19 protein-coding genes are annotated in these 24205 nt (G+C 63.3%); 13 read left to right on the forward strand and 6 right to left on the reverse strand.

Annotation, left to right across the window (positions count from 1 at the left end; all coding sequences use genetic code 11):
• Positions 1-172: 172 nt before the first annotated feature.
• Positions 173-517: a hypothetical protein gene (locus tag MnOB_RS16190; protein WP_158713826.1), complete on the forward strand. Its 345-nt coding sequence runs from the start codon at positions 173-175 to the stop codon at positions 515-517.
• Between the two features lie 29 nt (positions 518-546).
• Here the strand turns inward: MnOB_RS16190 and MnOB_RS16195 are convergent, their stop codons facing one another.
• Complete coding sequence (locus tag MnOB_RS16195; RefSeq protein ID WP_077525258.1) at positions 547-1275, reverse strand: substrate-binding periplasmic protein; 729 nt, start codon at positions 1273-1275, stop codon at positions 547-549.
• Between the two features lie 142 nt (positions 1276-1417).
• Between MnOB_RS16195 and dnaX the strand changes: the two genes are divergently transcribed.
• The 5 genes from dnaX (at position 1418) to MnOB_RS16220 (ending at position 6561) form a co-directional block, all read left to right on the forward strand.
• Complete coding sequence (gene dnaX, locus MnOB_RS16200; protein WP_077525259.1) at positions 1418-3553, forward strand: DNA polymerase III subunit gamma/tau; 2136 nt, start codon at positions 1418-1420, stop codon at positions 3551-3553.
• Between the two features lie 11 nt (positions 3554-3564).
• A complete protein-coding gene (locus tag MnOB_RS16205) occupies positions 3565-3891 on the forward strand; it encodes a YbaB/EbfC family nucleoid-associated protein (protein WP_077525260.1) in 327 nt (108 codons plus the stop codon).
• Positions 3892-4075: 184 nt separating this feature from the next.
• On the forward strand, positions 4076-4675 hold the full coding sequence (recR, locus tag MnOB_RS16210; protein WP_077525261.1) for a recombination mediator RecR: 600 nt from the start codon (positions 4076-4078) through the stop codon (positions 4673-4675).
• A gap of 104 nt (positions 4676-4779) precedes the next feature.
• Entirely contained in the window at positions 4780-5928 is a 1149-nt protein-coding gene (locus MnOB_RS16215; RefSeq protein ID WP_077525262.1) for an acyl-CoA dehydrogenase family protein, read from the forward strand.
• 99 nt (positions 5929-6027) lie between these two features.
• On the forward strand, positions 6028-6561 hold the full coding sequence (locus tag MnOB_RS16220) for a PaaI family thioesterase (RefSeq protein WP_077525263.1): 534 nt from the start codon (positions 6028-6030) through the stop codon (positions 6559-6561).
• Positions 6562-6801: 240 nt separating this feature from the next.
• On the opposite strand, the gene putA is transcribed toward MnOB_RS16220, so the two are convergent.
• Together putA and MnOB_RS16230 are read right to left on the reverse strand one after the other, a co-directional pair.
• The gene (putA, locus tag MnOB_RS16225; RefSeq protein WP_077525264.1) at positions 6802-10779 is read right to left on the reverse strand and encodes a trifunctional transcriptional regulator/proline dehydrogenase/L-glutamate gamma-semialdehyde dehydrogenase; all 3978 of its coding nucleotides are present in this window, start codon (positions 10777-10779) and stop codon (positions 6802-6804) included.
• A gap of 307 nt (positions 10780-11086) precedes the next feature.
• Entirely contained in the window at positions 11087-11656 is a 570-nt protein-coding gene (locus tag MnOB_RS16230) for a TetR/AcrR family transcriptional regulator (protein ID WP_077525290.1), read from the reverse strand.
• 335 nt (positions 11657-11991) lie between these two features.
• On the opposite strand from MnOB_RS16230, the gene MnOB_RS16235 reads away from it, so the two are divergent.
• Positions 11992-12873 carry a DMT family transporter gene (locus tag MnOB_RS16235; protein WP_077525265.1) on the forward strand — a complete coding sequence of 294 codons (882 nt, stop codon included), beginning with the start codon at positions 11992-11994 and terminating at the stop codon, positions 12871-12873.
• Here the strand turns inward: MnOB_RS16235 and MnOB_RS16240 are convergent.
• Positions 12870-13181: a transcriptional regulator gene (locus MnOB_RS16240; RefSeq protein WP_077525266.1), complete on the reverse strand. Its 312-nt coding sequence runs from the start codon at positions 13179-13181 to the stop codon at positions 12870-12872. The genes MnOB_RS16235 and MnOB_RS16240 overlap by 4 nt on opposite strands.
• 286 nt (positions 13182-13467) lie before the next feature.
• Here MnOB_RS16240 and MnOB_RS16245 point away from each other — a divergent pair, with 286 nt between their 5' ends.
• Complete coding sequence (locus MnOB_RS16245; RefSeq protein WP_077525267.1) at positions 13468-14157, forward strand: endonuclease; 690 nt, start codon at positions 13468-13470, stop codon at positions 14155-14157.
• A gap of 108 nt (positions 14158-14265) precedes the next feature.
• Here MnOB_RS16245 and MnOB_RS16250 read toward each other — a convergent pair whose 3' ends face one another.
• Positions 14266-16518 (reverse strand): ATP-dependent DNA helicase, encoded by a 2253-nt coding sequence (locus MnOB_RS16250; RefSeq protein ID WP_077525268.1) that lies wholly within the window; start codon positions 16516-16518, stop codon positions 14266-14268.
• A gap of 1 nt (position 16519) precedes the next feature.
• On the reverse strand, positions 16520-18151 hold the full coding sequence (locus tag MnOB_RS16255; RefSeq protein WP_077525269.1) for a VRR-NUC domain-containing protein: 1632 nt from the start codon (positions 18149-18151) through the stop codon (positions 16520-16522).
• Between the two features lie 322 nt (positions 18152-18473).
• On the opposite strand from MnOB_RS16255, the gene MnOB_RS16260 reads away from it, so the two are divergent.
• The 5 genes from MnOB_RS16260 to rpsA all read left to right on the forward strand — a co-directional run bounded on the left by MnOB_RS16260 (position 18474) and on the right by rpsA (position 24109).
• The gene (locus tag MnOB_RS16260; protein ID WP_077525270.1) at positions 18474-19790 is read left to right on the forward strand and encodes a flavin-containing monooxygenase; all 1317 of its coding nucleotides are present in this window, start codon (positions 18474-18476) and stop codon (positions 19788-19790) included.
• A gap of 72 nt (positions 19791-19862) precedes the next feature.
• Complete coding sequence (locus MnOB_RS16265) at positions 19863-20294, forward strand: RidA family protein (RefSeq protein ID WP_077525271.1); 432 nt, start codon at positions 19863-19865, stop codon at positions 20292-20294.
• Between the two features lie 11 nt (positions 20295-20305).
• On the forward strand, positions 20306-20983 hold the full coding sequence (locus tag MnOB_RS16270) for a DUF1028 domain-containing protein (RefSeq protein WP_077525272.1): 678 nt from the start codon (positions 20306-20308) through the stop codon (positions 20981-20983).
• A complete protein-coding gene (argE, locus tag MnOB_RS16275; RefSeq protein ID WP_077525273.1) occupies positions 20976-22148 on the forward strand; it encodes an acetylornithine deacetylase in 1173 nt (390 codons plus the stop codon). Before MnOB_RS16270 ends, argE begins: the two co-directional genes overlap by 8 nt.
• 281 nt (positions 22149-22429) lie before the next feature.
• Positions 22430-24109, forward strand: coding sequence for a 30S ribosomal protein S1 (rpsA, locus tag MnOB_RS16280; protein WP_077525291.1), 1680 nt, complete (start codon positions 22430-22432; stop codon positions 24107-24109).
• Positions 24110-24205: the final 96 nt, after the last annotated feature.

Below are 24205 nucleotides of genomic sequence, written 5' to 3' on the forward strand. Positions count from 1 at the left end.
CTTCAACCAAATCGCCGTTCTTTTTTCATGGCTCCCCGGAAATCCGTGAAGAACCTTTTATCTCCCCTAGCGGACATCTGGCGTAGTGCGCTCCCCATGACAGCATCGGCGTCTGTCGACTACCCGTCTGACCTAAACTCATGTATGGCCTACTCGAGTGGGGGCCGTCGATATGAGCATTTCAAGAACGTTCGTGGCGCTACTTGCGATTTTGCTTTACTCGGGAGCGGCATACGGTTTGGGCTGCAACCACACATTCGACCTTGAAATGAGGACACGCATGTGTGCCTTGGAGCTTGAGAACGAGTGGAGGGCAAAACTGAAGCCCGATGATTCGTGTGCGAGGCTGATGGCTGAAGCCAGAAGGTTTGTCTCCAACTTTGAAAGAGGGGAAATACAGGTCAATGAGGGTTGTACGGCAGAGGCGTTGATGAAGGCCGCGGAGAACGCGACTGCGACGATCGCCAAGGCCCGAGAAAAGGGCTGGACAACTCTTGAGGACTATTTGAATTACTAGGGCGGGAATCATTTTTCAGTGGCGCATCCTCACTGGTAGCGCGCCAGAATCTCATCGATCTCCCCTGACTCCTTCATCTGCACCAGCGTGCGCAGGATGCGTTGCGCCGGAACTGCGGGGTCGTTTCGGATCAGGCAGCCCACAGGTTCTTCTTCCAGGATGCCGACGCTCACCAGCTGGTCCGTGTCTGGAAGGTCGCGATTGAACCAGCCCAGGGCCAACTCGTTGCTTACTGCGTACTTGTAGCGGCCGGCCAGCAGCTTCTGCAGGACCAGTTCCTGGTTGCGTGCTTCGTCGCGCAGCAGTGAGCCGCGATCGAACAGGGGTTGCAGGCGTGGATAGGTGTAGCCCAGCACGGTGCCGACACTTTCGCCCGAGCTGGCGTCGGGGCTGGCCAGGCGTTCGCTTCCCTGGCGCGAGACGATCAGGTCGCGCTGATAAAGGAGGGGCACGCTCCAGAGGAAATCGGTGCTGTTGGTGATCCACTTCGGGCTGACGTAGCAGCGTACGTCGATTTCTCCCTGCTTCACGGCCAGCTCCACGCGGTTGCGCGGGAGGACCAGGATCTGTGCGGGGATGTCGAGGTGTTGCGCCAGGCGGTTGATCAGGTCGTGAAGGATGCCGCCGATCAGATGGTTGTTCTTGAACTCGGCCAGCGGCATGGCCCAGCTATCCACCGCCGAGAAGCGCAGGACGGCCGGCGCAGCGGTGCTGAGGGAGCTCCAGCAGAGCAATAGGGCGAGGACAAATGAGCGCATCAGGCTCCCTCGTCTGGATGGACGGTGGCCCACAATGCCTGTTGTCGGGCGGATTGAACAGGGCGCCGTTCGCATCGGATGCAATTTGCGCATCGCTCCGCTAGCATTAGCTCCTTCTGCTCTCCAGACGCGATGGTTTTCAATGAGTTATCAGGTCCTTGCACGCAAATGGCGTCCGCGCTCGTTCCGCGAAATGGTCGGCCAGACCCATGTGCTGAAGGCTTTGATCAACGCCCTGGACAACCAGCGCCTGCACCACGCGTACCTGTTTACCGGTACGCGCGGCGTTGGCAAGACCACCATCGCGCGCATCCTGGCCAAGTGCCTGAACTGCGAGACCGGCATCAGCTCCACCCCCTGCGGCCAGTGTTCGGTGTGCCGGGAGATCGATGAGGGGCGTTTCGTCGACCTGATCGAAGTGGACGCCGCCAGCCGCACGAAGGTGGAAGACACCCGCGAACTGCTCGATAACGTGCAGTACGCTCCCAGCCGCGGTCGTTACAAGGTCTACCTGATCGACGAAGTGCACATGCTCTCCACGCACTCGTTCAACGCACTGCTGAAGACCCTTGAAGAGCCGCCGCCCCACGTCAAGTTCCTGCTGGCCACCACTGATCCGCAGAAGCTGCCCGTCACCATTCTTTCGCGCTGCCTGCAGTTCTCCCTGAAGAACATGCCGCCGGAGCGTGTGGTCGAGCACCTGACCCACGTACTCGGGGCCGAAAACGTGCCCTTCGAGGCCGATGCGCTCTGGTTGCTGGGCCGTGCCGCCGATGGCTCGATGCGTGATGCCATGAGCCTCACCGACCAGGCCATCGCCTTCGGGGAAGGCAAGGTTCTGGCCGCCGACGTACGCGCCATGCTCGGCACCCTCGATCATGGCCAGGTCTACGGCGTGCTCCACGCGCTGCTGCAGGGCGATGCCCGCGCGCTGCTGGAGGCCGTACGCCACTTGGCCGAGCAGGGGCCGGACTGGAACGGCGTGCTCTCCGAAATGCTCAATGTGTTGCACCGCGTGGCGATTGCCCAGGTGCTGCCGGACGCTGTCGACAACGGTCAGGGTGATCGCGACCGCGTACTGGCGCTGGCACAGGCCCTGCCGGGCGAAGATGTCCAGTTCTACTACCAGATGGGTCTGATCGGCCGGCGCGACCTGCCGTTGGCCCCGGACCCCCGCAGCGGCTTCGAGATGGTGCTGCTGCGCATGTTGGCGTTCCGTCCGGCAGATGCCGATGGTGCGCCGCGGGTCCAGCTAAAGGACCCGGGGATCAGCCAGGCCACGGTTGATCCCCAGAAGAACCCAGTGGCCGGAGCCACCTCGTCGGCTTCGGTCGCTATTGCTGCGCCGCAACCTGCTCCCATACAGGCGCCCGCCCCAGTGGTTGTACCTGCTCCCGTAGTCAGCCAGCCTGTCGCGGCTCCGGCTCCGGCTCCGGCTCCGGTCGTTGAAGCGCCTGCGCCCGTTCCGGTGGCCGCTGTCGAGGAGGTCGCTGCTCCCGTATCTGCGGTCGAGGCCGCTCCCGAACCGGTAGCAGAACCCGTGACGGAAGAGCCTGTAGCTGTAGTCGAGGCACCGGCTGAGGTAGTCGACCTGCCTTGGGATGAGCCTTCGGTCCCGGTTGCCGCTGCACCAGTAATCGCGCCCCTGGCTGCGCCCGAACCGGAGCCTGTGGTCGAGTCCGCGCCGGTTGTTGAGGCGCCCGTGGTCCAGCCAGCGGCCGAGCCGCCAGTTGCCGAGTCCACTGACGAATCCGACGACGAGCCGCCGCCCGGCGATTACGACGACTATTACGAGGGCGATGCCGACAGCATTGCCTATATGGACGACATCGGACCGGCGGATGAACCTGCCGCTGTCGCCGAGGTCCTGCCTGCCGCGAAGCCTGCCACTGGGCTGGCTGCCGAATGGCTGGACCTGTTCCCGCGCCTCGGGCTTTCGGGCATGACCGGAAACATCGGCGCCAACTGCACCCTGGTGGCGGTGGAAGACGATGTCTGGCGCCTGCACCTGGACCCGGCACAGAGCGCGCTGTTCAATGCGAACCAGCAGCGCCGCCTGAACGATGCGCTGAACCAGTACCACGGCCGATCTCTGAAACTCGAAGTTGAAGTGCGTCGTCCTGAGCAGGAAACCCCTGCGCAGGCTGCCGCACGCAAGCGCGCCGCTCGTCAGCGGCAGGCCGAAGAGGCCATTGCCAGCGATCCGCTGGTGCTGAAAATGATCGAACTGTTCGGCGCCCAGGTGCGCGCCGACACCATTGAACCCCTTGACCGCTGAGGACAATCATCATGATGAAGGGTGGCATGGCAGGCCTGATGAAACAGGCCCAACAGATGCAGGAAAAGATGCAGAAGATGCAGGAAGAGCTGGCCAATGCCGAGGTTACCGGCCAGTCCGGCGCCGGCCTGGTGACAGTGGTGATGACCGGTCGCCATGACGTCAAGCGCGTCTCCCTGGATGACAGCCTGATGCAGGAAGACAAGGAAATCCTGGAAGACCTGATCGCGGCTGCGGTGAACGACGCCGTGCGCAAGATCGAGCAGAACAACCAGGAAAAAATGGCCGGCATGACGGCCGGGATGCAATTACCCCCCGGCTTCAAAATGCCCTTCTGAGTGAGTGACGCCCAGCCAGCACGCATTACTGCGTTGCGCGCGGCCCCGGGCATCCTCATTTACAGACGTAAACTCCGGTGCCCGAGGCCGCTCGCGCCTTGTACTGCATACCGTCTGGTCGCCCCAGTCGATGCTGTCGAGAGGCACTGGAGTCCATCCATTCCATCCGCACTTTGAGACGCCCATGAGCTTCAGCCCGCTGATCCGCCAATTGATCGATGCTCTGCGCATTCTGCCCGGTGTGGGCCAGAAGACTGCGCAACGCATGGCGCTGCAGATGCTGGAGCGTGATCGCAGTGGCGGCCTGCGTCTGGCGCAGGCGCTGACGGCGGCCATGGAAGGCGTCGGACATTGCACGCAATGCCGTACCTTGAGCGAGGAAGCGCTCTGCCCGCAGTGTGCTGATCCGCGCCGCGACGATTCCCTGCTTTGCGTCGTGGAAGGTCCGCTGGATGTGTTCGCCGTGGAGCAGACCGGCTATCGCGGTCGCTTCTTCGTGCTCAAGGGGCATCTGTCACCACTGGATGGCCTGGGGCCGGAGGCCATTGGCATCCCGGAACTGCTGGCGCGAATCGAAGCCGGGCAGTTCACCGAGGTGATCCTCGCCACCAACCCCACGGTGGAGGGCGAAGCCACCGCCCATTACATCGCCCAACTGCTGGCGCCCAAATCCATTACGGTTTCCCGCATCGCCCATGGCGTACCGCTGGGCGGCGAGCTGGAGCTGGTGGACGGCGGCACCCTTGCCCACGCGCTCGCGGGGCGTCGTCCTATCGGGCTTTGAGGCCGGGTTGCGCGGCTGATACGGCCGCGTCGATGGCACAAGTCTCGCCTTGAAAACCAAGCAAGCGCTCGGTAAGTTCGTTTGATCTTACCGGGAGTCTTGCCATGTCTGCCTACCAGGAATACTTCGACGAGTCCCATCAACTGGTCCGGGATTCGGTTCGCCGCTTCGTCGAGCGGGAAATCCTGCCCCATATCGCCGAGTGGGAAGAGGCCGAGGAGTTTCCCCGCGAGCTCTACCTCAAGGCGGGCGCTGCCGGCATCCTCGGTATCGGTTATCCGGAAGCGTTTGGCGGCAGCCACGAAGGCGACGTGTTCGCCAAGGTGGCGGCCAGCGAAGAGTTGATGCGTTGTGGCTCCGGCGGGCTGGTTGCCGGGCTGGGCTCCCTGGATATCGGCCTGCCGCCGGTCATCAAATGGGGGCGTGCCGAGCTGCGCGAGCGCGTCGTGCCGCAGGTCCTGTCCGGCGAGAAGATCATGGCGCTGGCAGTCACCGAGCCATCTGGCGGTTCGGACGTGGCCAACCTCAAGACCCGAGCCGTACGCGACGGCGACTTCTATCGCGTCTCCGGCAGCAAGACCTTCATCACCAGCGGTGTGCGTGCCGACTACTACACGGTGGCGGTGCGCACCGGTGGCGAAGGTTTCGGTGGCGTGAGCCTGTTGCTGGTGGAGAAGGACACTCCGGGTTTCACTGTCGGCCGCAAGTTGAAGAAGATGGGCTGGTGGGCGTCCGACACTGCCGAATTGTTCTTCGATGATTGCAAGGTGCCGGTGGCGAACCTGATCGGCATGGAAAACATGGGCTTTGCCTGCATCATGGCCAATTTCCAGAGCGAGCGTCTGGCGCTGGCCATCATGGCCAATATGACCGCGCAGTTGGCCCTGGAGGAGTCGCTGAACTGGGCCCGCGAGCGCGAAGCCTTCGGCAAGCCCATTGGCCGTTTCCAGGTGCTTCGTCACCGGATGGCGGAAATGGCTACGCAGCTGGAGGTATCCCGCGAGTTCACGTATCGCCAGGCGGCGAAGATGGCGGCGGGCAAGAGCGTGATCAAGGAAATTTCCATGGCGAAGAACTTCGCCACCGACATCGCCGACCGCCTTACTTACGACGCCGTGCAGATCCTCGGTGGCATGGGCTACATGCGCGAGAGCCTGGTGGAGCGGCTGTATCGTGACAACCGGATCCTCTCCATAGGTGGCGGTACGCGGGAGATCATGAACGAGATCATCGCCAAGCAGATGAGCCTCTGAATCGGGCCGGAACTTCCGAACGGGAGTTCCGGTTTTCTTTGGTTGATATATATTACGGTCGACATTCAATTCATTCATGTGATCCAGGAGATGACCCCGATGAGCGATCTGTCCCGCGAAGAGAAACTCCAAGTCTGGCTGGCCGCAGAGGCCGAAATCCGTGCCCGTCTCAAGCCCGGCACCATGAGCATTGCAGAGGTGGCGACGCTCAACCCCCTGGAGTTCTTTGATGGCATCGGTCGCGGCGACCTGCCGGCACCGCCCATTGGCGAGTTGATGGGCTTCGTCCCGGTCGAATGGTCGAAGGAGCGTTTCGTCTTCCAGGGTGTGCCGCAGATGCAGCACTACAACCCGATCGGGTCGGTGCACGGGGGATACGCAGCCACGCTGCTGGATTCGTGCATGGGCTGCGCCATCCACGCCAATCTGGAGAAAGGGCAGGGCTATACCACCACCGACCTGCGCATCAGCTACATTCGCGCTCTGACCACCAAGACCGGCCCGGTGCGGGCTGAGGGACGGATCATCCATGTCGGCCGCTCCACCGCGCTGGCGGAAGGACGCATCTACGATGTGGATGGCAAGCTCTACGCGACCGGCTCCACCACCTGCCTGATCCTGGGTGGCAAGTAGCTCCTGCGATGACCTGTAGGGGCGAATTCATTCGCCAAGCAGGCCGAAGGCCTGCCCTGACGGGCAAAAAGAAGGGGGCACGCTTGTGGCGTGCCCCCTTTTGCCATCAGTGAATGACAGCCAACCGTTGAAGAGATGGGCGAAGTCGCCCGGTAAGGCGGTCCGCCTGGAGGCCAGGCCTCCGGTGTAGCGACCGTCGCTCGCCTTGTGGGTGAACGACGGGTGAAGCGATGTCGCGTGTCAGCCGATGGTCATCAGGCTGGCGTTGCCGCCAGCGGCGGCGGTGTTGACGCTGATGGCGCGTTCGATCAGCAGACGCTCCAGCGGGACCGAGGTCTCGCCGCGGGACAGGCCCTGGACGCCGATGATCGGCCCCTTGCGCGAAGCGACCTGTTTGCAAACCGCGCCCAGCTGGTCGGAGTCGCCATGGTGCAGAACGGCATCGAACTCCACTTCGGCCTGGTTCCAGTCGGCTACCAGTTGGATACGAGCCTGCACGGCCTTCGGCAGGGCGCCGCGCAGCTTGCTGGTCAGGTCGCTGGTGGCCCAGAGCGCGCTGCTGCCAACGGCGAGTGTTGCGGCCAGTTGGGTCAGCAGATCGGCTTCATCGTCAGCCAGGCAAAGCACGGCCTCGCGCGGCAGCAGCACATAGGTGTTGCGCTCGCCGGTCGGGCCGGGGAGCACGCGGCTCAGGCCGCTCTGGGAGTGCTCGGCGAAGTTGTCGCAGGCACTGGCGAGGCCATCCTTGCCGTTCTTGGCGGCCCAGGCCTTAAGGGCTTCCAGCGGCTTGCCCTGGCTTTCCTGCAGGGACTTGCGCTGCTGCGAGTCGGCGACGTTCTGGCCATCCAGGCGCTGGAAGGTGCGGCTCACGCCATCGGCCGGGCGGGTGGCGAGCAGGCGGTACATGTACAACGGGCCGCCGGCTTTCGGGCCGGTGCCGGACAGGCCTTCACCACCGAAGGGCTGCACACCGACCACGGCGCCCACCATGTTGCGGTTGACGTAGAGGTTGCCGGCATGAGCCTTGTCCACCACCTTGGCGATGGTTTCGTCAATGCGGGTGTGGACGCCGAGGGTCAGGCCGTAGCCGGTGGCGTTGATCTGATCGAGCAGCGCGTCCATGTCCTCGCGCTTGTAGCGCAGCAGGTGCAGGACCGGGCCGAAGATTTCACGTTCCAGGTCGGCGAGGCTGTCCAGTTCGATCAGGGTCGGCATCACGAAGGTGCCGCGCTGCATCACATCACCCTCGGTGCGGGCGATCTGGAACACGCTGCGACCTTTGCTGCGCATGGCCTGGATGTGCTTGTCGATGTTGGTCTTGGCTTCGGCGTCGATGACCGGGCCGATATCCACATTCAGGTGCTCGGGATTGCCGATGCGGCACTCGGCCATGGCGCCCTTGAGCATTTCAACCACGCGATCGGCCACGTCTTCCTGTACGCAGAGTATGCGCAGGGCGGAGCAGCGCTGGCCGGCGCTGTCGAAGGCGGAGGCGATCACGTCGGTCACCACCTGCTCGGCGAGAGCGGAGGAGTCCACGATCATCGCGTTCTGGCCGCCGGTTTCGGCGATCAGCGGAATCGGGCGACCCTGGGCGTCCAGGCGACCGGCGACGTTGCGGGCGAGGATGCCGGCGACTTCGGTGGAGCCGGTGAACATCACCCCTTTCACGCGCTCATCGCTCACCAGGGCGGCGCCTACGGTGTGGCCGAGGCCCGGCAGCAGCTGCACCACGCCTTCCGGAATGCCGGCCTGGAGCATGATGCGCACGGCCTGGGCGGCGATCAGCGGAGTCTGTTCGGCGGGCTTGGCCAGCACGGTATTACCGGCGGCGAGCGCGGCGGCTACCTGGCCGGCGAAGATCGCCAGAGGGAAGTTCCACGGGCTGATGCACACCACCGGGCCCAGTGGGCGGTGGGTGTCGTTGGCGAAGTCGTGACGGGCCTGGGCGGCGTAGTAGCGCAGGAAATCGACGGCTTCGCGCACTTCGGCGATGGCGTTGGCGAAGGTTTTGCCGGCTTCACGGGCGAGGATGCCCATCAGCGGTTGCATTTCGCTTTCCATCAGGTCGGCGGCGCGATCCAGGGCGGCCGCGCGCTCAACCGGCGGAGTGGACTGCCAAATCGGTGCGGCGGTGATGGAGGCCAGCACGGCATTGCCGACGTCAGCGGTCGTGGCGTTCTGCACGTGGCCCACCACATCGCGGTGATCCGCGGGGTTCAGCACGGGCTCAGCCGCGCCTTCACTGGTCGGGCAGCCGAGCATGGGCTGGGCGCGCCAGTCAGCGTGCCCCGAGCTCAGCAGGGCGCTGGACAGCGAGGCCAGGCGGTGTTCGTTGGCCATGTCGATGCCGCTGGAGTTGACGCGGGCTTCGCCGTACAGGGCCTTGGGTTGCGGGATGCGCGGATGCGGCAGGCCCAGGGAGCCTTCGACGCTGGCCATGGATTCGGCGCTGGTCACCGGGTCTTCCACCAGGTCCTTGATGGAGATGCTGTGGTCGGCGATGCGGTTGACGAAGCTGGTGTTGGCGCCGTTTTCCAGCAGGCGGCGGACCAGGTAGGCCAGCAGGGTTTCATGGGTGCCGACCGGTGCGTAGATACGGCACGGGCGGTTCAGCTTGCCGTCGGCGACCTTGCCCACCACTTGCTCGTACAGGGGCTCGCCCATGCCGTGCAGGCACTGGAACTCGTACTGGCCCGGGTAGTAGTTCTGGCCGGCGATCTGGTAGATGGCCGACAGGGTGTGGGCGTTGTGGGTGGCGAACTGCGGGTAGATCGCGTCCGGTACGCCCAGCAGCTTGCGGGCGCAAGCGATGTAGGAGATGTCGGTGTAGACCTTGCGGCTGTAGACCGGGAAGCCTTCCAGGCCGTCCACCTGGGCGCGCTTGATCTCGCTGTCCCAGTAGGCGCCTTTCACCAGGCGGATCATCAGGCGGTGCTGGCTGCGGCGAGCGAGGTCGATCACGTAGTCGATCACGTACGGGCAACGCTTCTGGTAGGCCTGGATGACGAAGCCGACGCCGTTCCAGCCCTTCAGGGACGGCTCGAAGCAGAGGCGCTCAAGCATGTCGAGGGAGATTTCCAGGCGGTCGGCTTCTTCGGCGTCGATATTCAGGCCGATGTCGTACTGCTTGGCCAGCAGGGTCAGGGACAGCAGGCGCGGGTAAAGCTCGCCCATCATGCGCTCGTACTGGGTGCGGCTGTAGCGCGGGTGCAGGGCCGACAGCTTGATGGAGATGCCTGGGCCTTCATAGATGCCACGGCCGTGGGAGGCCTTGCCGATGGCATGGATGGCCTGCTCGTAGGAGGCGTAGTAGCGCTGGGCGTCTTCTTCGGTCAGCGCGGCTTCGCCGAGCATGTCGTAGGAGTAGCGGAAGCCCTTGGCTTCGAAGTTGGTGGCATTGGCCAGCGCTTCGGCGATGGTTTCGCCGGTGACGAACTGCTCGCCCATCAGGCGCATCGCCATGTCCACGCCCTTGCGGATCACGGGCTCGCCGCTCTTGCCGATGATGCGATTCAGCGAAGACGACAGGCCGGCTTCGTTGTGGGTGGACACCAGCTTGCCGGTGATCAGCAGGCCCCAGGAGGCGGCGTTGACGAACATCGACGGGCTCTGGCCCAGGTGCTGTTGCCAGTTGCCGGTGCTGATCTTGTCGCGGATCAGGGCGTCACGGGTGCCCTTGTCCGGGATACGCAGCAGGGCTTCGGCCAGGCACATCAGCGCCACGCCTTCCTGGGAAGACAGGGAGAACTCCTGCAGCAGGCCCTGGACGATGCCGGCACGGCCGCCAGCGCTCTTCTGGTTGCGCAGCTTCTCGGCGATGCCGTAGGCCAGTTTGTAGGCAGCGTCGGCCATTTCGGCGGGCAGGCGCGCCTGCTCCAGCAGCATGGGTACGGCTTCCTGCTCGGGGCGGCGGTAGGCGGCGGTGATGGCCGCACGCAGCACGGATTGCGGCAGGATGCTTTCGGCGAATTCGAGGAATGGCTGGTGAGTGGCCTCGGGCAGGGCTTCGAGGGCGTCGTGGTCACCTTCGGCCAGGCGCTGGGCGATGCCCTGGAGTTCCGGCAGGGTCATGCCGCTTTCCAGTGCCTCGAGGTAGCTGAAGATCGCTTGCTTGATCAGCCAATGCGGGGTGCGCTCGATCTTGCGCGCAGCTTCCTTGAGACGATCGCGGGTCGCTTCGTCCAGTTTCACGCCAAGGGTGGTGCTCGTAGCCATTTCTTGTCCTCTTCTCAGCCGTGGTCGACGGCATTTAGCGGCGCAAAGAGTAGCGATGTCCTACAAGGGGTGCAACCGGGTGCAACCAAAGGTTGTGGGCTGGCGACATTCTCCAGATGAAAGGTCGTATCAGGGCTTGTAAAAGTTGCACCTGAAAAGTGTGGAGGCAGGGCAATCCGGGGATTCAGCGGCACATGCGTGGCGGAAAAGAGGGAGGGTGCAACCCAGGTGCAGCCGGTTTCGGCCCTACCTGGAAAGCATAGGCTGCCCTCGGTGGATGCCGAAGGCGGCGACGGATGGCGAGACCTCAGACCTTGGCCGCTTGTGCTGCCTCTACTTGGGCGAGGAGGGTGGTGCGGGCGCTTTCGAGAATGCGGTCGGACAGTTCTTCACTGGCCACGCTGCGGGCCAGAGTCAGCGCGCCCACAAGGGTGGATAGCATGGTCAGGGCCTGATCGGAGCTGCCGACTTCCTTCTCCACCAGTACCAGCAGGTTGTTCAGCACGCTGTCCGTGATGGGGCTGGCATTGCCGCGATGGCCGAGCTCCGCCGCCATGGTGGGCAGCGGGCAACCCTGTTCGGGATGGGCGCGGTGCTGCGGGGAAAGGTAGCGCTCGAAGAAGGTCCTCAGCGGCTGGTCCTTGGCGAAGGCCTTGACCCATTGGGCGTTGGCGTCGTTCGCCGCTGCCTGCAGAGCTTCTTCCACCAGGGCGTCCTTGGATTTGAAGTGTGCATAAAAGCCGCCATGGGTCAGGCCGAGGGCCTTCATCAGCGGTTGCAGGCCAGTGGCGTCGATGCCTTCGGCACGGAAACGGCGGGACGCTTCGGCAACGATACGCTTGTGGGTTTCGGCTTTGTGATCTTCGGGGTAGCGCATGTCGGTCGCCTCGTTCGCAAAGTTGATATGGCGATTGTAATTCATATCCCCTGTTGTGCGAGGCGTAATCGACCGGCGCGCATGAGGGCGCCGTGGACCTTCGTCGGATCGATGTCCGGTTCGCGGGTACAGGTGGGGATCGGTCAGCCGGAAGCCAGGGCTTGTTCGGTTTTCACCGCATTGGAAGGCCTGCATGGTGGAGCGAGGCCAGCTCGTTCCCGCCCGGCACCGCACGCCAGCCGGCTCTTGAGTCATGCAGGCTTAGCCGATATCTTGAGTCGCCTAATCATTAGTCTGCTACCAAGCCCTTCCCCGGCAGACGACCCGGACCCCTGATGAGCTCCCAAAGTCCCTTGTCGCAACGCATCGACCAGCCGCTGAAAGGTATCGTGCTGGTCTGCCTGGCTACTTTCCTGTTCTCCAGCCACGACGCGATTTCCAAGTACCTGTCCGCCTTCTACCCCATCGTGATGGTGGTCTGGGTGCGCTATCTGGTGCACACGCTGCTGATGGCGGGCTTCCTGCTGCCGCGTGAGGGGATGCGGGTGCTGCGCACCAAGCGGCCTTTGTTACAGATAGCACGAGCCCTCTGCCTGATCGGGGTGAGCCTGCTGTTCACGACCGGCTTGCGCTATATCCCGCTGGCCGAGGCGACCTCGGTAATCTTCCTCGCGCCGCTATTGGTCACCATGCTTTCGGTGCCCCTGCTGCGCGAGCGGGTCTCCCGCGGGCAATGGGGGGCGGTGCTGGTGGGCTTCGCCGGGGTGCTTCTGATCGTGCGCCCGGGCGGTTCGCTGTTCACTCCGGCCGTTCTGTTTCCGTTGGCTGCGGCCGTGTGCTTTGCCTTCTACCAGTTGTTGACGCGCATCCTCACGCGCACCGACAGCTCGGCCACCAGCAACTTCATCACGGGGCTGACCAACACGCTGATCATGAGTGCTCTGGTGCCGTTCTTCTGGCATCTGCCGAACAACCTCGGCCACAGCCTGCTGATGCTGGCCCTGGGGGCCTGCGGCATGGGCGGGCACATGCTGCTGACCCAGGCGTTCCGCCACGCATCGCCGCCGCTGCTGGCGCCCTTCGGTTACGGGCAGATCGTCTTTGCCGGCCTGCTCGGGTTGCTGCTGTTCAACCACGCGCCGGACCAGGTCGGCCTGCTCGGCATCGCGATCATCGTGGGTAGCGGACTGTTCATGGCCTACGCGCAGAAGCGTTAAGCACTTTCTGCTTGACGCGAGTCGACGTAGTCCTTCAGCCACCGCAGTACCTGCACCGGCTCCCAACGGGACGGGTCGAACAGGGCATAGGCCTGCCCCTGGTACCCCACCACATCCAGTTGCCGGTGATAGCCGGCACGCTGGAACAGGGCCTCGATCTCAGCCAGGCAGGTGTTGAAGTGCAAGCGGCCGAAGGGCGTCTTGCCGTCGGTCACCAGGCCTTCCAGGCGTAGTTCTTCCACCGCTTCGCGGATTTCTTCCGGGGCCATGCGGCTCACGGTGTACTTCAACTGGCGCACATCCAGCATCGGGTCTTCCTCGGATTCAGTGCAGCCGCCGGCTGGCGGACAAAGGCTGCACCCGGCCACGGGGTGGGAAGGGCAGCGGCAGCTGATAGGGCAGCGGTACGTTTGATGGAACAGGTTGCTCGGGCATCGGCAAGCGGATCGGTGCTGATACAGGCATAGGACTTTTCCTGAATTACTGTATATTTATACAGATATCAGTTGCCGCCGTCTGATGGCAACCAAACCAAAGGAAAAATCTGTTGTCAGTCATTTCCCCTGACGCAGTACCCCGAGAACAAGAAAACTGATGATTCGCTCTATCCTGCTGTTTTGCCTGCTGTTTTCCGCCACTACCGAAGCCGCCGCGCCACGCACCTTCAACGAAGCGAAGAAGGTCGCCTGGAAGCTCTATGCCACTCACCCGGTGGAGTTCTATTGCGGCTGCCGTTATCAGGGCAATCGCGTGGACCTGAAAAGCTGCGGTTACGTGCCGAGGAAGACACCGCAACGGGCCAAGCGCATCGAATGGGAGCACATCGTGCCGGCCTGGGTGATCGGCCATCAGCGCCAGTGCTGGCAGCAGGGCGGGCGCAAGAACTGCGCGGAGAACGATCCGGCCTACCAGCGTGCCGAAGCGGACCTGCATAACCTGGTGCCGAGCATCGGCGAGGTGAACGGCGATCGCAGCAACTACAGCTTCGCCTGGCTGCCGCAGAAGCCGAGCCAATACGGCGCTTGCCCGATGGTGGTGGACTTCAAGGCACGCAAGGCGATGCCGCGCCAGCAGATCCGCGGGATGATCGCGCGTACCTACTTCTACATGAGCGACCGCTATGGCCTGCGAATCTCCAGCCAGGACCGCAAGCTCTACAACGCCTGGAACCGCCAGTACCCGGTGGAAGCCTGGGAGCGTAACCGCAACCAGCGTGTGGCCTGCGTGATGGGCTACGGCAATCCGTTCGTGGGGAAGGTGGATATGGGTGTTTGCCGGCGATAGATAAGAGACTCTGCTCCAAGGGCGGCGTTGTGCGCACCCGGTGAACTCGTAGGGTGCGCCATGCGCACCACCGAGCCGGCAGGAGGTCTGCGGTGCGCGCGGCGCACCCTACGTTCGTGGCTCCACCACCCACCAGCTGGGCAGTAGCCGCTGCACCTCCGGCCGCGCAAAACGGTCGTCGATCAGGTGCACCACGCCCCTGTCCTCGGTCGTGCGGATGACCCGCCCGGCCGCCTGCACCACTTTCTGCAAGCCGGGGTAGAGATAGGCGTAGTCGTAGCCGGCGCCGAACTGTGCGGCCATGCGCAGCTTCAACTGCTCGTTGATGGGGTTCAGTTGTGGCAGGCCAAGGGTGGCGACGAAGGCGCCGATCAGTCGCTCGCCGGGTAGGTCGATGCCTTCACCGAATGCGCCGCCGAGCACGGCGAAGCCGATGCCCTGGCCGCCGGCTTCGAAGCGCTGGATGAATGCCTGGCGCTCGGCTTCGTCCATCTGCCGTGCCTGCAGCCAGACGGGCACCTGCGGATGTTCGCGGGCGAACAGGCTGGCGACCTGCTGCAGATAGTCATAGCTGCTGAAGAAGGCCAGGTAGTTGCCGGGACGTTCCGCAAACTGCCGGGCCATCAGCCGTGCGATGGGGGTGAGCGATGCGTCGCGGTGCTGGTAACGCGTGGAGACGTCGGTGGCAATCCGAACCTGGAGCTGTTCGGCGCTGAAGGGGGAGTCCACTTCCAGCCAGGGTGTATTGGCGGCCAGTCCCAGCAGGTCGCTGTAATAGCGGCGCGGGTTGAGGGTGGCCGAGAACAGCACGGTGGAATGGCTGGCGGCGAATCGGGGACCGATGAAGGGGGCGGGCACCAGATTGCGCAGACACAGGCGTGACAGGCTGCTTCCACTTTTGCCGAGGCGCTTGCTGAGGTCGAACAACGAATGGCTGTCGAACTGCTCGGCCATGCGACCGAATTGCATGGCTTCGAAGTAGAACTCCTGCAGGGCGGCATCCATGGCGGTGGGGTTGTCGGTGAGGTAGTCGGTAATTGCGGTTACCGCCCCCTGAAGGGCATTGAGCAGTTTGGTCGGAGGTGCGTCATAGGCGCGGTAGTCCTCGGCCTGCTCCTTGTTCAGTTCGCTCCAGGCGCGGCCGACCCGTTCCAGGGATTTCTTCAGCACGGCCGGTGCGCTCTTGCGCAGCGCCTTGAGGCTGAGTTGGTCGAGCCCGGCCGAATACATCTTGCGCGCCCGTTCCACGAGGTTGTGGGCTTCGTCCACCAGCACCGCAACGCGCCACTGGTTGACGTTGGTCAGCCCATGGAGCAGGGCGCTCGCGTCGAAGTAGTAGTTGTAATCGCCTACCACCACATCGCTCCAGCGGGCCATCTCCTGGGCCAGGTAGTAGGGGCAGACCTGATGGGCGAGTGCGATTTCACGAAGGGTTTCTCGGTCCAGCCAGCGGCGTTCCGTTGCTGCCTTGCGGGCGGCCGGCAAGCGGTCGTAGAAGCCGTGGGCGAGGGGACAGGATTCGCCGTGACAGGCGTTTTCCGGGTGTTCGCAGGCCTTGTCGCGAGCGACCAGCTCGAGCACCCGCAGGGGTGCGGCCTCGATCTGCTGAAGGGCGTCCAGGGCCAGTTGGCGGCCGGGTGTTTTCGCGGCGAGGAAGAACACCTTGTCCAGCGCCTGGCGCGGAACTGCCTTGAGCAGGGGGAACAGGGTGCCGAGGGTCTTGCCGATGCCGGTGGGCGCCTGGGCCATCAAGCAGCAACCGGTGCTGGCTGCCTTGTACACGGCCTCGGCAAGCTGGCGCTGGCCTTGGCGGAACGCGGCATGGGGAAAGGTGAGGGTTTCAAGTGTGGCGTTGCGCGCCGCTGTGTGGGCGAGCTCCTGTTCGGCCCAGGCAATGAAGCGTTGGCACTGGGTTTCGAAAAACAGGCGCAGGTCTTCGGCCTTGTGGCGCTCGGTGAACAGGGTTTCCTTCTGGCTGCCGATGTCGAAATAGACCAGCGTTAGCTCGACTTCCGGAAGCGACTGCTGGCGGCAGAGCAGCCAGCCGTAGACCTTTAACTGGGCCCAGTGCAGGTGTCGGTGATTGTCCGGCATGCGCTGGAGATCACCGCGATAGGTCTTCACTTCCTCCAGACGGTTCAGCACCGGGTCGTAGCCGTCGGCGCGACCGCGTACACGCAGTGGGCCGAACTCGCCAACCAGCGTGACTTCCGTCTGGTAGCCCTCGCCCCGACGGCTGGCCACGAGCGCGTGGCCGGCGATGCCTTCCTGGGCAGTGGGCGCCGGGGTGAAGCGCAGGTCGAGGTCGCCCGTCTTGGCGGTGAACTCGCAGAGCGCGCGCACGGCGACGCTGTAGTTCATGTCAGGCGTCCACCCATTGCACGTAGCAGACTTCCACGGGAATCCCGTGTTGGGCGCAGAACTCCAGCCAGCGCAGCTGGTTGTCCTGCAGGCGGTCACCGGGACCCTTCACCTCGATCAGGCGGTAGCGGCGTTCGGCCGGCCAGAACTGGATCAGGTCCGGCAGGCCGGCGCGGTTGGACTTGATGTCGGCAAGGATTCGCTGGAAACAGGCCTTGAGCTGTGCTGCCGGCAGGCAGGTCAGGGCCTGGTCGAGCAGGGTTTCGTCCAGGTTGCCCCAGTAGACGAAGGGCGACAGCAACCCCTGCTTGGCGGCGAAGGTCCGGCGAATGCTGGCCTGGTAGGCGTCGCTATCCAGTTGTGCCAGGCAGGCATCGAACAGTTCTGCCCGGCGTGCATGGAAATCAGGACTGAGCAGGTCCGACGGCCCATTGTGGAACGGGTGGAAGAAGGCGCCGGGTAGCGCGGCGAAGATGGCGTCCCAGCACAGCAGGCCAAACAGCGAGTTCAGCAGGGTGTTCTCCACGTAGTGCACGGGCGCGCCGTCTTCGTGGAAATGCAGCAGCACGGCATGCTCCACCGATAGCGGTTCCGGGGGTTGCGGCAGCAGCAAGTCGATACGCTGCACCGTTGCGCTGCCGGCTGGCGGCTCCTTGGGCAGGCCAAGTTTGCGTCGCAGGCGCGGCAGGATGCGGGTCAGGTGCTGCTGCTCTTCCTCGCTTTCGGGTGCTGCGTTGGCGAGTTGCGCAAGGCCGAAGGCATCGTCATGGGCTTCCAGGCGTTCGAACACACGGATGCGTCGCACCCGCGCCCCTGGGTAGTCGCAAAGGCCGTACAGGCCAAGCGCCGCTTCCAGCAGCTCGCAGCGCTCGCAGTGCTGGCCGACCTGGAACAGCAGCTTGCGCCGACGCGCATCCAGCCAGGGGTTGGCGTGGGTTTCCAGCGGAAGTTCGGGCAGCAGTTGTTCGAGTGCTTCACCCGCCTCGAATCGCTCTCTCCAACGGTGAAGGCGCAGGTAGTAGTCGAGATCGGCACGCTCGCGGAAACCCCTTGCGGAGGCATCGATCTCCACCTTTTCGTACTGATAGATGCCGAGGTCGGCGAGGACGAATTCGGACCAGTCCTGGTAGAGGTTGCCGAAGAACATCAGCCGCAGGCGGTCGCAGATCTCCATCAGGTCCACGGCATAGACACAATCGCTGCTGGCCGGAAACCAGTTCGCGAAGGTGCGGCGCCCATCGTGATCGGCAAGCAGGTTCTCCAGACGCTCCGCCTTGCGCCCCGGTGCCTTGCCGAAGCACGCATCCACTTCGCCCAGCGTGAGCAGGCCGAAGAGCTGGATGAGGTCCAGTTCCGCTGCTGCATCCACCCAGCCAAGTGTCAGCAGCGGAAGAGCCGCCTCGCGGGTGTCGCCGATCTCCTCGTAGTTCAGCTTGCTCGCTCGAAACAGCGTGCCTTTGCGCATCACCATGCGAACCAGGAGTGCCTGGGAGGCCCGGGGCAGGGCACGGAAATCTTCGATGAACGCCACTTCCTCGCTGTCCAGCAGGTCGTGATAACGCTCACTGATCCAGTCCAGTAGGGTGTGGAAGTTGTGCAGGTAATAGAAAGGATCGTCGAGTGCGGCAGGCATGGCGGGGAAGGCAGACCGGTCTTTCACTGTGGATATATACAGATATCAGGCGCGGCGGGGGCGCGGCAAATGCATTTCGATCAGTGGGGCTGCGGGCGGCGCGACGCTATTTATTTTGTCGCGCCTGAATCTAAAAAACCTATATCCAAAGCCTTCTGGCGCGCGGGGCCCAGCGCTTTTCGCCCTGGTAGCTTTTTCCTAGCCAGCGACTACAAAAATCATAATTTCGCGAATTCCTCGCTCTGAACAGAATGCGGCCAACACCCCTTACCGATAGCCGCATCAGCAAAACAAGAATGATCAGAGTCAGAGGAGGCAAGCGATGACCGACCTGAACCAGACCGCGTTTCAGAAGTACGCGGAGAAGGCAGTTGAAACAATAGAAATCGATACGCTGGTTGTGGGTGCCGGCCAGGCCGGCGTGGCCATGAGCGAGCACCTGACCAAGCTCGGCGTACCGCACCTGGTGCTGGAGCGCAATCGCATTGCCGAAGCCTGGCGCACAGGGCGCTGGGACTCGCTGGTGGCCAACGGGCCGGCCTGGCATGACCGTTTCCCGGGGCTGGAGTTTGACCTCGATCCCGACGCCTTCGCTTCCAAGGAGCAGGTGGCGGCCTATTTCGAAGCCTACGCCAAGCAGTTCGATGCCCCCATCCGCACCGGTGTGGAAGTGAAGTCGGTGGTGCGCAATGCCGACCGTCCAGGATTCACCGTCGAAACCTCCGAGGGTGTGATCCAGGCCAATCGTGTGGTCGCCGCTACCGGACCTTTCCAGCGCCCGATCATCCCACCGATCGCGCCCAACAACGCAAGCGTCACGCAGATTCACTCCGCCCAGTACCGCAATCCGCAGCAACTGCCGGAAGGCGGTGTACTGGTGGTAGGGGCCGGATCGTCCGGGGTGCAGATTGCCGATGAGCTGCAGCGCGCCGGCAAGCAGGTCTACCTGTCGGTCGGTCCGCACGATCGTCCGCCGCGCGCCTACCGCAATCGCGACTTCTGCTGGTGGCTTGGTGTGCTCGGTCTGTGGGACGCGGAAGCCGCACAGCCGGGCAAAGAGCACGTGACCATTGCTGTGAGCGGGGCTCGTGGTGGTCATACGGTCGACTTCCGGGCACTGGCCCATCAAGGTGTGACGCTCGTCGGTCTGACCAAGTCGTTCGAAGGTGACGCGGTGACGTTCCAGGCGGACCTTGCGGAAAACATCGCTCGCGGCGACGAGAACTATCTGTCGCTGCTGGATGCAGCGGACGCATACATCGAGCGCAATGGCCTCGATCTGCCGGAGGAACCCGAAGCCCGCGCGACCTATCCGGACCCGGAATGCGTGAGCAACCCGATGATCGAGCTGGACCTGGCCAAGGCCGGTGTTACCTCGATCATCTGGGCGACTGGCTACGCGGTCGATTACAGCTGGCTGAGGGTCAACGCCTTCGACGCCAAGGGCAAGCCGCAGCACCAGCGCGGTGTGTCGGCTGAGCCGGGCATCTATTTCCTCGGCCTGCCGTGGCTGTCCCGCCGGGGCTCCACCTTTATCTGGGGTGTCTGGCACGACGCCAAGCACATCGCCGACCACATCGCCACTCAACACAAATACCTCGCCTACCGCGATGCCTCGCAGCGCCGGGTGAAAAGCTGAGAGACAGCGCTTCCGTGCAGGCGACTGCCGTTATTCGTGTGTTCAAACAATCAGATTTCAGGAAGTGATTCGATGCCTACCCATACTCGCATCCGCATGTTCAACACCAAGGACACTTATCCGAACCAGTCGCTGGACAACGACCTGTGCCAGGCCGTGCGTGCCGGCAACACCGTCTATGTTCGCGGCCAGGTCGGGACCGATTTCGAGGGACGGCTGGTCGGCCTCGGCGACCCTCGCGCGCAGACCGAACAGGCCATGAAGAACGTCAAGCAACTGCTGGAAGAGGCGGGCAGCGATCTGTCCCACATCGTCAAGACCACCACCTACCTGATCGACCCCCGCTACCGCGAGCCGGTCTACCAGGAAGTGGGCAAGTGGCTCAAAGGCGTGTTCCCGATCTCCACCGGGCTGGTGGTTTCCGCCCTGGGCCAGCCCCAGTGGCTGATGGAGATCGATGTGATCGCGGTGATTCCGGACGACTGGCAGTCGGCACAGGCATAAGGAGCAGGAGCATGACGTTCTCTATCATTGGTCGCTGCCCTGAGACTGGGCAGCTCGGCATCGCCATCAGCTCTTCGAGCATCGCGGTCGGCGCGCGTTGCCCGTGGGTGCGGGCGGGAGTGGGTGCGGTGGCGACCCAGAACGTCACCCTGCCGGCCTTGGGGCCGCAGATTCTCGATCTGCTCGACGCGCAGCAGCTGGAGCCCGCGGCGGCCCTGGATCGGGCCCTCAGTACCAACGGCTGGAGCCAGTATCGCCAGGTCACGGTGATCGATAGCCACGGCCGCACCGCGCTGTTCAGTGGCAGCGAGGCGTTGGGCGTGCACAACGCGGTGGCTGGCGAGCAGTGCGTCGCAGCAGGGAACCTGTTGTCCGGCACCCATGTCATCGAAGCCATGGTGAAGGCGTTCGAGGCAGCTCCCGGCCTTCTGGCGGACCGCCTGCTGGCTGCCATGCATGCCGCGATGGCGGCAGGTGGCGAGGCGGGCCCGGTTCACTCGGCAGCACTCAAGGTGATGGGTGACCTCACCTGGCCGCTCGTCGATCTGCGGGTCGATTGGGCGGAGGAGGACCCTATCGGCCAGCTGGACGCTCTCTGGCAGGCCTATCGGCCGCAGATGCAGGATTACGTCACCCGTGCACTGAACCCGACGGCGGCCCCCAGTTACGGGGTACCAGGTGATGAATGAGGTCTCCAGTCGCGATCTGCTCGAACGGCTGGTGGGTTTCGCCACCGTCAGCTGGGACTCCAACCTGGAGCTGATCGCGTTCATCCGGGATTACCTCTCCGGGCTCGGGGTCGAGAGTGAGCTGTTCTATAACCCGGAACGCACCAAGGCCAACCTGTTTGCCACCATCGGTCCTCGCGACCGGGGTGGCGTTGTGCTGTCTGGCCATACCGACGTGGTGCCCGTGGACGGGCAGGCCTGGACGGTCGAGCCATTCAGGCTGACCGAACGGGAAGGGCGGTTGTACGGGCGCGGTACGGCGGATATGAAAGGCTTCATTGCCTCGGTACTGGCTGCTGTCCCGGTCTTTCTGGAGCGGCCACTGACGCTGCCGGTGCATCTGGCCTTCTCCTATGACGAGGAGGTTGGCTGCCTGGGGGTGCGTCCCATGCTGGCGGAGCTGGAAAAACGACCGCACAAGTCGCGCCTGTGCCTGATCGGCGAACCCACGGAGCTGAAGCCGGTGCTGGGCCACAAGGGGAAGCTGGCCATGCGCTGTGAAGTCCAGGGCGCCGCCTGTCATTCCGCGTACGCGCCTTACGGCGTGAATGCCATAGAGTACGCGGCTCGATTGATCGGCAAGCTGGGCGAGATCGGTGCGGAGCTGGCACGGCCGGAACTTCACGATGAACGTTTCGATCCGCCGTTCTCCACGGTGCAGACCGGCACCATCAAGGGCGGTCGTGCGCTGAACATCGTGCCGGCGGAATGCGAGTTCGACTTTGAGGTGCGCGCGCTGCCAGGCTTCGATGCGCAGCAGGTGGCGGATGAGCTGCAGGCCTTTGCCGAGGACGAACTGGTACCGCGGATGCGCAGGGTGCAGGCGGACACTGGCATCAGTCTCAAGCCGTTGAGCGCCTATCCGGGACTGGCAACTCCGCCCGACGGTGAAGCGGCTCGCCTGCTGGCGCTCCTCTCTGGTTCGACGGAGTTCGGCACCGTGGCCTTCGGCACTGAGGGAGGGTTGTTCGATCAGGCAGGCATTCCCACGGTCGTCTGCGGCCCGGGCAGCATGGATCAGGGGCATAAGCCGGACGAGTTCGTCAGTCTTGAACAGCTGTTGGCGTGCGACGTCATGCTGCGCCGCCTGGCGCTTTATCTACAGGGCGAAGAGCGTCTGCTGTAGACTGCCGCACCCCTTTAGGTATGGCTGGGGTGTGTGATTGACGGGCGTCAACCCCATTGCTACCATTCCAGCCCTTATGTTGGCTCGATTCCTCCGTCCGGAGGTTGAAAAAGCCAATGTCAACCCCGAGTTTTGCGCAGCTTCCGGTTTCCGCTGGGAGTTGCGCCACCGGGACGGTGTGGGATACCAGCTTCGATCCCCATCGCCTCTATTGATGACTTGACCGCATTGGCTGGAGTGCGGAATAGGGCCTTTCCTGGCCTTTGACTACAGGTATGAACATGAGCGAAAGCTTTGCAGAACTTTTTGAAGAAAGCCTGAAATCCCTCGACATGCAGCCGGGTGCAATCATCACCGGCATCGTGGTCGACATCGATGGTGACTGGGTCACCGTCCATGCTGGCCTGAAATCCGAGGGCGTCATCCCGGTCGAGCAGTTCTATAACGAACAAGGCGAACTGACCATCAAGGTGGGTGACGAGGTCCACGTTGCGCTTGACGCGGTGGAAGACGGCTTCGGTGAAACCAAGCTGTCCCGCGAAAAAGCCAAGCGCGCCGAGTCCTGGCTGGTTCTGGAAGCCGCCTTCAACGCCGAAGAAGTGGTCAAGGGCGTTATCAATGGCAAGGTCAAGGGCGGTTTCACCGTCGACGTCAGCGGCATCCGCGCGTTCCTGCCGGGCTCCCTGGTCGACGTGCGTCCCGTACGCGACACCACCCACCTGGAAGGCAAGGAACTCGAGTTCAAGGTCATCAAGCTGGATCAGAAGCGCAACAACGTTGTCGTTTCCCGTCGCAGCGTCCTGGAAGCCGAGAACAGCGCCGAGCGCGAAGCTCTGCTGGAATCCCTGCAGGAAGGCCAGCAAGTCAAAGGTATCGTCAAGAACCTCACCGACTACGGTGCGTTCGTTGACCTGGGCGGCGTAGACGGCCTGCTGCACATCACCGACATGGCTTGGAAGCGCATCAAGCATCCGTCCGAGATCGTCAACGTTGGTGACGAGATCGACGTGAAGGTCCTGAAGTTCGACCGCGAGCGCAACCGCGTTTCCCTGGGCCTGAAGCAACTGGGCGAAGACCCATGGGTTGCCATCAAGGCTCGTTACCCGGAAGGCACTCGCGTGACCGCCCGTGTAACCAACCTCACCGACTACGGCTGCTTCGCCGAGCTGGAAGAGGGCGTGGAAGGCCTGGTACACGTTTCCGAAATGGACTGGACCAACAAGAACATCCACCCGTCGAAAGTCGTTCAGGTTGGCGACGAAGTGGAAGTTCAGGTTCTGGACATCGACGAAGAGCGTCGTCGTATCTCCCTGGGCATCAAGCAGTGCAAGTCCAACCCGTGGGAAGACTTCTCCAGCCGCTTCAACAAGGGCGACAAGATCTCCGGCACCATCAAGTCGATCACTGATTTCGGTATCTTCATCGGCCTGGAAGGTGGTATCGACGGTCTGGTTCACCTGTCCGACATCTCCTGGAACGAAGTTGGCGAAGAAGCCGTACGCCGCTTCAAGAAGGGCGACGAGCTGGAAACCGTCATCCTCTCCGTTGATCCGGAGCGTGAGCGCATCTCCCTGGGCATCAAGCAACTGGAAGACGATCCGTTCTCCAGCTACGCCTCCATGCACGAGAAGGGCAGCATCGTTCGCGGCACAGTGAAAGAAGTTGACGCCAAGGGCGCTGTAATCAGCCTCGGCGGCGAGATCGAAGGTGTTCTGAAGGCTTCCGAAATCAGCCGTGACCGCGTTGAAGACGCTCGCAACGTGCTGAAGGAAGGCGAAGAAGTCGAAGCCAAGATCATCAGCATCGACCGTAAGAGCCGCGTAATCAGCCTCTCCATCAAGTCCAAGGACGTTGATGACGAGAAGGACGCCATGAAGGAACTGCGCAAGCAGGAAGTCGAGTCCACCGGCCCGACCACCATTGGTGACCTGATCCGTGCTCAGATGGAGAACCAGGGCTAATCACCCTGCTCCATCAGCAAAAAGGGCGGCCTAGGCCGCCCTTTTTGTTGCCCGCGATTTACCGTTCCGCGTTAAGGCTGTTCAAAGCCCTTTCGG

This window comes from Metapseudomonas resinovorans (assembly GCF_002003485.1).
GTDB lineage: Bacteria > Pseudomonadota > Gammaproteobacteria > Pseudomonadales > Pseudomonadaceae > Metapseudomonas > Metapseudomonas resinovorans_D.